This window comes from Vibrio sonorensis, from assembly GCF_001854765.1.
Lineage (GTDB): Bacteria > Pseudomonadota > Gammaproteobacteria > Enterobacterales > Vibrionaceae > Vibrio > Vibrio sonorensis.
In genome coordinates this window covers 78544-88854 of sequence record NZ_LJJE01000027.1, presented here as the reverse complement: position 1 = coordinate 88854, position 10311 = coordinate 78544, and the positions used below count along the sequence as shown (strand labels likewise).

The window sequence follows — 10311 nt, the reverse complement described above, 5'->3', positions numbered from 1 at the left end:
CTAAGCAGCAAGTCGCTCCGCAGCAGCCAGCACCTGCGCCGCAACAAGCTCAGCCTCAGTACAATGAGCCGCCAATGGATTTTGATGACGATATTCCGTTTTAATAAGCAGAATGTTAAATCCGAAAACCAGCCAAGTCAGGCTGGTTTTTTTGTGTTGAAAGCTAATAGAGCAACGAGAGAGCACAATTTGCTGCGATAATGTTAGTACACTTTAATATGTTATGAGGTGTGGTTAACTATTTAAGAATAATGTTTTCAAAAAATAAACGCAGCATATTGAGGTTTTCTATATAGTTATATTATAGATACCTCGAAATAAGAGCATTTTACTTCACGTGTTTGTTAAATCGCTAAAAAGTGCTTAACGCAGTGAGGGAGTACATCCAACTGATAGTAGAGCTATAGGTTGTTGTCATTAGAGAAAAGGAACGTCCAATCAATGAGGTATACGCCTACCTTAAAACTCAGCACTCGCTTGGTGGCATTTGTTACTATGATTGTTATCAGTGCGATGTTTATCCTTTTCTTGGGAGGTACCCTTTCGTTTAAACGACTTGGACAAGAATATTTGGATCACTCTCTTCAAGGTATTGTGGAAGTGTTGGATAAAGAAATGGAAGATCCCGATGCCGCATACTCTTTGCAGCGCTGGATGCCGAAAATGCTTCAATCTTCAAATATCGTTGAAATGGAATTACACTCACAAGCCGGCACTGTCTATCGATTTAAAGACACCGGGTCAAAAGTTGATAAAAATCGCCTTTATCAAGCGCGTTTTGATCTGGAAAGGAACCCTGGTTACTCCATTACTTTTAAAGCGATTCCCCCTTATATCGGTTATGGATATTCCATGCAGGCCCTCTGGTCTATCACACTTGCAGTTGTTCTTATTGTTTTCTGCTTAATGCGTGGAGTTCGCTGGTTAAAGTCTCAGCTACACGGTTCTGAGTTGTTAGAAGAGCGAGGGAGAATGATTCTAGCGGGCAGAGTCGAAGAGTATGCTAAGGGCTCTGAGCTAGAGTGGCCTTATACGGCAAGCGAAGCTCTGGACCTTTTAATAGAAGAGCTTCAAGACGCCCGTCAAGAAAGAAGTCGCTTTGATACCTTTATTCGAACGCAGACCTTTCTCGATCAGCTAACGGGCACAGCTAATCGAGTGTTGTTTGATAGCAAACTAGAGTCAGCGCTATCAGAAAGTGGCTCCCGTGGTGGCGTGTTGTTGCTCAAAGTAGACGATTGGGATCAAATAGAAGAAGAACAGGGAAAAAAGGTCGCCAATGACTTTATTGTCGAGGTGGGTGAGGCACTGTCTAATAGTGTCGCGCGCTACCCAGACGTTATCCTTTCTCGTTACTATCAATCTGAGTTTGCTATTTTTGCCCCACACTTGACCAGTAAAGATGTTTCTTCCATTGCTATTCAATGTTTGAAGCAACTATCCCATATCTCACCTCCCGCTCCTTTAGAAAAAGATAATTGGTCACACATCGGCATGACTATGTATCAAGAAGGGGAACGACAAGGTCGTATTATGGATGAAGCTGAAACCGCACTAAAAAGTGCGCAGCTTCAAAAAGTGAATACTTGGAATCGCTTTGAAAAGCAGTCATTAAGGGAGGATGAGCGAGGAAGTGTACGCTGGAGAACCCTGTTTGATCAGGTTCTAAAGCCAGAGAGGCTGCATATTTACCAGCAGAGCTGCTATCTTCTCGACAAGCAGCAAGAAACATTGCTCGATCACTATGAGCTATTCGTTCGTATTGAAGACCCCGACAAGGGAATCATTAAAGCTTCTAGATTCAGCGCCGCTATTGAAACAGTGGGTTATGAACAAGCGTTAGACCGTGCGGTTTTTGTTAATGTTATCAAATTACTAAAAGAATCTACGGATAGGTTATGCTATTCTGTAAATTTGTATGTAACGCCATTTAGCGATAGAGAATATTTTAAATGGATCCGAGATGAGCTTCTTCAGCTAACCGCTGCGCAGCGAAGTTATTTGGTTGTTGAGTTCCCAGAGGCTAGGCTGGTGAAACACCTGGATTATATGAGACCCGTTGTGAAAATGATTGCTGGGTTGGGATGTAAAGTTGCCGTAAGCCAGGCTGGAAGGTCGATAGTTAGCACTCACTATCTAAAAGAGCTTCCAATCAGTTTTGTTAAGTTGCATCGCAGTTTGATTAAGCAAATTCATCAAAGACACGAGAATCAGCTCTTTATCAGAAGCTTGTTAGGTGCCTGCGCTGGTCTCAATACCTCCTTAGTCGCGGTTGGTGTCGATAGCAAGCAAGAGTTAAATACCTTGCTAGAGCTCTCTATTGATGGTGTTCAAGGGCGATACTTCTCCCCCGAGCAAGCGATACAATCAACGCAAGTTGTAAAACTGAGTAGTAAAAAGCCCGTGTCAGCAGTGCAGATTGGACGACGTAATCGTTGGAAGAAAAGTAGGTAAACGATGAAAGTGCAAACTTTGCTAAATAAATTCAAATCAAATAAAAAAGCTGCAAACCGAATTGTCGCTGTCATCCAACCTAAAGCTGTTTATTTTTATAGCGATAACGACCTGAACTTAGAGCAAAGTCTTCCTATTGGTAATCGCTCTTGGCAAGAGACATTAGTTGAAGCTCTGAGCCACATAAGCGCAGGTTCTGCTGAGCTCGACCTTGTGTTGGATCACGATAGCTATCAAATATTCCAAATTGAAAAACCGAACCTACCCGAAGAAGAATGGCCAAGTGCACTGCCGTTTTTACTCAAAGATCTGATAACCGAAAAAGTAACGGATATCGTTGCGCAGGCGGTCGCTCTACCAACGGGAAACAAGATTCAGGCGTTTGTCACCTCAAAAAAAATGATCTTGGACTTAGTGGCAAAGTTAACTGGTCTTCATATCTCGTTAAATCGCATCCTCGTTGAAGATGAAGTTTGGGGGTATTGCAGCAAAGATTTTCCCAACTTTTTAATGTTGCAGCGAGGGACTGGGGGCGCGTTTAAGATAAGCGCTTATGTCAATCAAGTTAACGTTTTTCAGCGTTCTATTCGAGGCGTGGTTCCACCTCTTACTGGTGCAGCTGCAATGGCGCTGCAAATTGATAGTATGGCTCTCGAATTACAGCGTTCTATTGACTATTTATCTTCTCAATATCGCAGTACGCCTATTCATCATCTTTTAGTGTGTTGTGATGAAGAGGAACAAAAAGAGCTTGCGGAACTATTGGGCCAAAGTATCAGTGTATCTGTTGTCGCTCTGGACGAGGCTTCTCGGCTATCAGGGGAGATCCTTGCAGAAATAAGCGCAACAGTTGCACCTTTTATCGACCTCTATCCAGAAGAGCTCAAACCAGTTACGGAAGTAATTACGTTACCGAGAGTGGTTTCAGTTTGGGCTCTGGTAGCAGTTGTTTTTACCGCGACGAGCTTGTATTTAGGCAACCAAGCAACGAACTTACACAATGAACTGACAGGAGTCAGTGGTGTTAGGGCTCGTTTAACTGCTGAAAAAGAAGCCTTGTCTGCTCAATTGCGTCAACACCAACCTTCTCCAGAAAAAGTCGCTGCAATTGAGCGGTTGAAAAAACGAATTCAAGAAATGGAAAGTACTTTAGAAACCGTTGATGAGATTGAAGGTAATCAGGCCTTTGGTTATTCAGGGGTTATGATGGCATTGGCTGAACTCAGTCGAGACGATATTTCTCTAAATTACATTGCAGTAGAACAAGACCTGCTTGATTTAAAAGGACTGGCATCAGAAGCTAGAGCGGTTCCAAATTGGGTTAATCAGTTTAAGCAGGAGTTGAATCTCGTTGGTCGTACTTTTGATAAACTGACTCTGGGCACTGACGATAAAGAACGAGTGACTTTCGAGTTGCTGACGCGTAAGGAGGAAGAGCAGTGAACTTATGGTGGCACAAGCTTTCAGACCGTTTTTCTTCTTTTTCACAACGAGAGAAATTGTTGATATCTCTTTGCGGATTGGTCGCTATAGGCTTTGGTTTATATGTATTTTTGTTAGAGCCACGCGTTCTCTCAATTCGAGATCTCAATCGACAATTACAGATAGTTAAGGCGCAAAATCAACAACTTCAAGGCGAAATTCTGGTATTAACCGCTAAACTGAAGAAAGATCCTGATCGAGATATTGACCTACAGCTAGAAGAGCTTGAAGCTGAAAGTGATGCCATTTCACAACAACTGACACAGAAAGTAGAAAACTTGGTTTCGCCGGAGAAAATGGCAGGTCTTCTAGAGGAAGTTTTGTCAGATATCGATCAGCTCAGACTAAAAACACTGCAGTCGATGCCAGCCAAGCCGATATTAACCAAAGAAGGCAACTCGACGGGTTATTATGTGCACCCAGTTCGAATCGAAATATCAGGTGGTTACTTCGATATTCTCCGCTATTTAGAACAATTAGAGAACGTCTCAGTAAAGTATTATTGGCAGAGGTTTAAGTATGAAGTGACCGATTACCCGCAAGCCGAAGTGGTGTTAGAAGTATATACCTTAGGTTCTGGGCAGGAGTTTATCAGTGGTTAAGTGGATTCCTATTATCGCCGTTTTTATCTCGACCGCAGTGTGGGCTAAACAAGACCCGACGGCACCTTTAGGGTGGAGTAAAATGCAATCGAAGCTCGAAGCTAAAAAAAATGATACGCCGCCGACATTGAATGCAATCACGTGTGGGTTGGCGGATTGTGTTGCTGTTATCAATGGCAAAGTAGTGAAACTTGGCGATTCGGTAGATGGGTTTAAGGTGACTAATATTGGTGATGATCTAGTTAAGGTCACCCGTTCGGGTAAAGTTTGGCAACTTACTCTGTTTTCAAAAGATGTAAAACAATAGGATTCATGGACTAGTATGCGTAATCTAATCTTAGCTTTAGTAGTAGTGAATATAGCAGGATGCTCGCTAGGACATCGTGATCCTGTCGAGGCGAAAAATGCGTTAAATGAAGCCATTAATGACTCAAGTAGTCGCGCCGTTAACGAGCTGCCACCCGAAGTGGAAGCCGACTTGATGCCGAGCTTGGATTCACAATTGGGCAGTGAAGAACAAACCTTAAAGCGCTTTAGAATCCAATCCAAAGATGTCGATGCCAAAGCCTTCTTTACCAGCTTGGTTAAAGGAACGGAGTACAGCGCAGCCATCCATCCTCATGTTGCCGGCCAAATTACCTTGAATCTCACCGATGTCACTCTCGACGAGGTCCTAAGTGTCGTGAGAGATATTTACGGTTTTGAAGTTCAGAAAACAGGTAAGGTTATTCAAGTCTTTCCGGCGGGTTTAAGAACCGTGACAATCCCCGTGGATTACCTTCAGTTTAAACGCTCTGGTCGCTCGTTAACCTCTATTACAACAGGGACAGTGACGAGTACTGATAGCTCTAATCGCACGGTGTCAGAATCTACAAATGGCTCTAACTCTACGACTAGCTCATTGAAGGGTGGAACGGAAATCGAGACGATAAGCGAAAGTGATTTCTGGCCACAGCTTCAACTCGCCGTTGGGCAACTGATAGGAGGCGGAGATGGTCAGTCAGTGGTGGTGACGCCACAAGCGGGTGTGATAACAGTGAGAGCCTTTCCTGATGAGATACGAGAAGTTCGCGACTTTTTAGGAGTATCTAAAGAGCGGATGAATCGTCAGGTCATATTGGAAGCAAAAGTGTTGGAAGTCACTCTAAGTGATGGCTACCAGCAAGGCATTAACTGGTCTAAAGCGTTCACCTCCAACGGTACGGAATACAAATTTGGACAAGGGACCACAAATTTAGCTTCGACTCCTGGTGTTTTGCCTTCTTTGGAGCAGACGGTCGGTACGGTAGTATCGGCACTACCAGGACTCGATGCAATTGGTACCTTGCTACCTAATGGTCAGACTAACTTGGTGATTCAAAGTGGTAGTTTTGAAGCCGTACTCAGCTTTATGGCAACACAAGGCGATTTAAATGTTTTATCCAGCCCAAGAGTGACCGCTTCTAACAACCAAAAAGCCGTGATTAAAGTGGGTACAGATGAGTACTATGTCACTGACTTCTCAAGTGTTACCGGCAACGGTGACAACTCTAATGTGTCACCAGAGGTAGAGCTGACACCATTTTTCTCCGGTATCTCTTTGGATGTGACTCCTCAAATCGATGATGAGGGCAATGTTTTACTCCACGTTCACCCAGCAGTGATTGAAGTTAACGAACAAGTAAAAGAGATTGGTTACGGTAGTGTGAAGATCAGCTTGCCCCTTGCTCGAAGTTCTATTCGCGAATCGGATTCAGTGATCCGTGCTCGTGATGGAGATGTCGTGGTTATAGGGGGGTTAATGAAATCCAATGTTATCGACCAAGTTTCTAAGGTGCCTGTGCTGGGTGATTTACCAGCAATCGGACAGTTGTTTAGGCATGAAACCAAGTTAACGCAAAAAACCGAGTTGGTTATTCTACTAAAGCCTACGATTGTAGGGGTAAACACTTGGCAAAATGAGCTAGAACGTTCGCGAGATTTACTCAATGAATGGTTCCCAGAGGCACAGAAGTAGTTATGTATCTAGAGCATTTTGGTTTTAGACAATATCCATTTCATTTAACACCAGACACTGAGTTATTTTTAGGCCTGTCACCGCATTATGAAGCAATACAAACAGTTTGTGCTGCTCTCGATATGGGAGAAGGTATTGTAAAAGTGACGGGGGAAGTGGGAACGGGTAAAACGATGGTTTGCCGAATGTTGGTTAAGCAGCTGGCAGAAAAGTCCCAGCTTGTTTACTTGCCCAACGCGGCGCTGGGTGCAGAAGAGATGCGACTGGCAGTCGCAAAAGAACTCGATGTGGATACCAGCGATACTGCCGATTCGGTGATTGATATGATTCAACATCGATTGATTGATTTAGCAAAGCAGAATCGACCTGTTATCGTTCTTGTAGATGAAGCGCAGGCGCTGGAGGATGGCGCTTTAGAAGTATTAAGGCTGTTTGGTAACTTAGAAACAGAACAGCAAAAATTGATGCAGATTGTTTTATTTGGACAGCCGGAACTCGATTATCGGCTTCAGCAGCAACACCTTCGCCAGCTTAGGCAGCGTATTACGTTTAGCGCTCAATTAAGGACCCTCAGTTTATCTGAAGTCGTGGCTTACATTGACAACCGCCTGCAAAAAGCCTCGCCGGGAAGTGAGCCTTTTTCACTAGCCCAAAAAAAAGTGATTAGTCGAGCGAGTAATGGTGTACCAAGGTTGATTAACCAAATTTGTCATAAAGCTATGGTATTGGCGTGTGTCAATGGTCAACGGCGAGTCGAAAATCTTCATCTGTTTGAAGCCATCCACGATACATTTGATAGTCGGAAACCTAAGTTTATGCGGCCAGTTATCTGGGGATGGAGCCGAGTATGAGTAAAATTAATAATGCTCTGTCAGAGCTTGCAGATAAGCAACGTTCGATAGCCGAACCTCTAGAGCGAGCCGAGATAAAAGAAGTGAAAAAGACCTCGGTATTACCTTGGGTGATATTACTCGTGACGGCAAGTCTTGCCGTTGGCGGTTGGGCGCTGACGATGGGAAGCGCTAGTGAGTCAAAAAATGAGGCACTTCAAACTCCAGTTACTAACCAAAAGATGGAAAAAACGCCTGTTGTCTCAGACTCTGTTTCTGACATAACGATCGAGGCGGAACTAAGTGTGGCAAGCTCTCCGACCAGTAAAACGACAGTCACACAAGCTAAACTTTATTCTCCAGAACCCAAGGTACAAGAAGCGCCAACAGTTAAGTCTAACGTCGCTAAGCCAAAACCAGTCAAAACGACGGTTGCTGCCGTTCCTAAGCCCGCCCCAATAATACCGAAGAAGGTTGCGGCTAACCCAGCCCCAGTGGCTCAGGAAAGTTCATCAGTTGTTCAAGCTCAACCACTACAAGAACTCGCCCCTTTAAAATTGGCTAAGAGTAGCGCAGTTAAAGAAGTGGTTTCGGAGGCTGGTATCCAAATTGAACAAGTGGAGTTATCTCCGAAAGAGTTAGCCCTTCAAGCACAAGTGCGGGGCAAAAAAGCACTTGAAGCGAATAATTTAGACCTTGCCATTGAAGAGTATCACAAGGCGCTTCGCTACTTTCCTGAGGGAGATAATATTCGCCAACAGTTAGCGGCGCTCTACTACGGAATAGGTGATGTGCGAATGGCGGCAGAGCTTTTGCAAAAAGGTATTCAGAACAACCCAGATGGTGAGACATTGAGAGTTGCCCTTGCCAAGTTACTGTTGCGTGAGAATCAGCAAGAAGCTGCGCTTACAGCATTGGTCCATTTGCCAAATAGTCCGAGCCTAGATTATCTATCGTTAAGAGCGGCACTCGCTCAGAAGGTTGGACAAAATGAACTCGCCTTAGATAGCTATCAAAAGCTGGTTACTATGGATCCTCATAGTGGACGATGGTGGATGGGCTTAGCAATACAACAAGAACGAGCACTTGATTTTAAAGGGGCTCACAAGTCCTATATATCAGCACAAGGAAAGCTAGGCCTCTCTGCTCGTTCCCAACAGTTTATCACAGATAGGTTGCAACTTTTGAAAAGTGTGCAAGGAGTCTCCGATGCAAATTAAGCTGCGTAAGCGTTTGGGTGACTTGCTGGTCGAAGAAGGTATCATCTCAGAAAGTCAGGTTGAACAGGCCTTGGCGGCACAAAAAACAACGGGATTAAAGTTGGGCGCTGCTCTGATAGAACTGGGTTTTCTAACAGAACATCAAATGCTGACCTTCTTGTCTCAGCAGTTGGGACTACCACTTATCGACATTAGCCGCGCCAATGTCGATATGGATGCAGTTCCTTTGTTGCCAGAAGTTCACGCTCGACGTTTAAGAGCGCTGGTTATTGGTCGCTCTGGCGATACGCTAAGAGTGGCGATGAGTGATCCGGCGGATCTTTTTGCTCAGGAAGCCTTGTTCACTCAGCTAGCTCGTTATTCAGTTGAGCTGGTCATCGCTCCTGAAAAACAACTTGTAGATGGGTTTGATCGCTATTATCGACGAACCAAAGAAATTGCGTCATTTGCAGAACAGCTCCAAGCAGAACACCAAGTCACTGAAGCCTTTGACTTTAATATTGAAGGGCAAGATAGTGAAGAAGTTACGGTTGTAAAACTGATTAACTCTCTCTTTGAAGACGCTATTCAGGTTGGAGCATCGGATATCCATATTGAACCCGATGCCAATGTGTTAAGGCTTAGACAGCGTATCGATGGAATACTGCATGAAACGCTACTAAACGAAGTGAACATCGCTTCCGCACTGGTTCTAAGACTCAAGTTGATGGCGAATCTCGATATTTCAGAGAAGCGCATTCCCCAAGATGGCCGATTTAATATTCGCGCTAAAGGTCAGTCCGTCGATATTCGTATGTCGACAATGCCCGTTCAGCACGGTGAATCCGTGGTAATGCGTTTGCTAAATCAATCAGCCGGAGTTAGGCGACTGGAAGAGTCAGGAATACCGCCGCTTTTGTTGGAAAGGTTGCGCAGGCAGCTTAAGCGTCCACACGGAATGATTTTGGTAACCGGACCTACTGGTTCTGGTAAAACCACAACGCTTTATGGTGCACTAAACGAGCTCAATGAACCGTCAAAGAAAATTATTACCGCGGAAGATCCCGTCGAATACCGATTAGAGCGCGTGAATCAGGTACAGGTTAATCCAAAAATCGACTTGGATTTTTCAACAGTACTGAGAACATTTTTACGTCAAGACCCAGATATTATCTTAGTGGGTGAGATGCGTGACCACGAAACGGTTGAAATCGGCTTGCGGGCTGCCCTAACTGGTCATTTAGTATTGAGTACACTCCATACTAATGACGCTGTCGACAGCGCGCTTCGCATGATGGATATGGGGGCTCCCGGTTATCTTGTTGCGAGTGCAGTGCGAGCAGTGGTAGCGCAAAGACTGGTAAGAAAAGTGTGTCCTAACTGTAAAGTTGAAGATGACATCGATGAAGCGAGAAAACAGTGGTTAGCCCAGCGCTTTCCCAATCAAACCGCGTCTACTTTTGTGAAAGGAAGAGGCTGCCAAGACTGCAATTTAACGGGCTATAAGGGCCGAATTGGTGTGTTTGAAATGTTAGAACTCGATCAGGGCATGATGGACGCGCTTAGAGCCAACGATGCCGTCGCTTTTGCGATTGCAGCGAGAAATAGCGAGCAATATAAGCCTCTGCTCGCATCCGCGATGGAGTTGGCGCTCAATGGAACCGTTAGTTTAGACGAAGTGATGCACTTAGGGGAGGGCGATGCCTCTGGTGTGATTCAAGCTATCTATCTGTAAGAATTAATTGCCT

General features: G+C 44.6%; 8 protein-coding genes and 1 pseudogene. All 9 read left to right on the top strand.

Features of this window, described 5'->3' with window-relative positions; all coding sequences use genetic code 11:
• Positions 1 to 104, top strand: a pseudogene (locus BLO31_RS25120) (single-stranded DNA-binding protein); the annotation flags it as partial.
• Positions 105 to 441: 337 nt separating this feature from the next.
• The gene (csrD, locus tag BLO31_RS05270; protein WP_070963213.1) at positions 442 to 2454 is read left to right on the top strand and encodes an RNase E specificity factor CsrD; all 2013 of its coding nucleotides are present in this window, start codon (positions 442 to 444) and stop codon (positions 2452 to 2454) included.
• Positions 2455 to 2457: 3 nt separating this feature from the next.
• A complete protein-coding gene (locus tag BLO31_RS05265; protein WP_070963211.1) occupies positions 2458 to 3897 on the top strand; it encodes a type IV pilus biogenesis protein PilM in 1440 nt (479 codons plus the stop codon).
• Positions 3894 to 4538, top strand: coding sequence for a type 4a pilus biogenesis protein PilO (gene pilO / locus BLO31_RS05260; RefSeq protein WP_070963209.1), 645 nt, complete (start codon positions 3894 to 3896; stop codon positions 4536 to 4538). The genes BLO31_RS05265 and pilO overlap by 4 nt, the downstream gene beginning before the upstream one ends.
• Positions 4531 to 4845 (top strand): hypothetical protein, encoded by a 315-nt coding sequence (locus tag BLO31_RS05255; RefSeq protein WP_070963206.1) that lies wholly within the window; start codon positions 4531 to 4533, stop codon positions 4843 to 4845. The genes pilO and BLO31_RS05255 overlap by 8 nt, the downstream gene beginning before the upstream one ends.
• A gap of 15 nt (positions 4846 to 4860) precedes the next feature.
• Positions 4861 to 6534 carry a pilus (MSHA type) biogenesis protein MshL gene (gene mshL / locus BLO31_RS05250; protein WP_070963203.1) on the top strand — a complete coding sequence of 558 codons (1674 nt, stop codon included), beginning with the start codon at positions 4861 to 4863 and terminating at the stop codon, positions 6532 to 6534.
• A 2-nt stretch (positions 6535 to 6536) separates the two neighbouring features.
• The gene (locus BLO31_RS05245; protein ID WP_070963201.1) at positions 6537 to 7385 is read left to right on the top strand and encodes an ExeA family protein; all 849 of its coding nucleotides are present in this window, start codon (positions 6537 to 6539) and stop codon (positions 7383 to 7385) included.
• Entirely contained in the window at positions 7382 to 8584 is a 1203-nt protein-coding gene (locus tag BLO31_RS05240; protein WP_070963199.1) for a tetratricopeptide repeat protein, read from the top strand. The genes BLO31_RS05245 and BLO31_RS05240 overlap by 4 nt, the downstream gene beginning before the upstream one ends.
• The gene (gene mshE, locus BLO31_RS05235) at positions 8574 to 10298 is read left to right on the top strand and encodes an MSHA fimbrial ATPase MshE (protein ID WP_070963197.1); all 1725 of its coding nucleotides are present in this window, start codon (positions 8574 to 8576) and stop codon (positions 10296 to 10298) included. The genes BLO31_RS05240 and mshE overlap by 11 nt, the downstream gene beginning before the upstream one ends.
• Positions 10299 to 10311: the final 13 nt, after the last annotated feature.

Bases quoted from the DNA above. Each gene is read 5' to 3' on its own strand.
- csrD (WP_070963213.1), top strand. From the start codon at position 442: ATGAGGTATACGCCTACCTTAAAACTCAGCACTCGCTTGGTGGCATTT.
- BLO31_RS05265 (WP_070963211.1), top strand. From the start codon at position 2,458: ATGAAAGTGCAAACTTTGCTAAATAAATTCAAATCAAATAAAAAAGCT.
- mshL (WP_070963203.1), top strand. From the start codon at position 4,861: ATGCGTAATCTAATCTTAGCTTTAGTAGTAGTGAATATAGCAGGATGC.
- BLO31_RS05245 (WP_070963201.1), top strand. From the start codon at position 6,537: ATGTATCTAGAGCATTTTGGTTTTAGACAATATCCATTTCATTTAACA.
- BLO31_RS05240 (WP_070963199.1), top strand. From the start codon at position 7,382: ATGAGTAAAATTAATAATGCTCTGTCAGAGCTTGCAGATAAGCAACGT.
- mshE (WP_070963197.1), top strand. From the start codon at position 8,574: ATGCAAATTAAGCTGCGTAAGCGTTTGGGTGACTTGCTGGTCGAAGAA.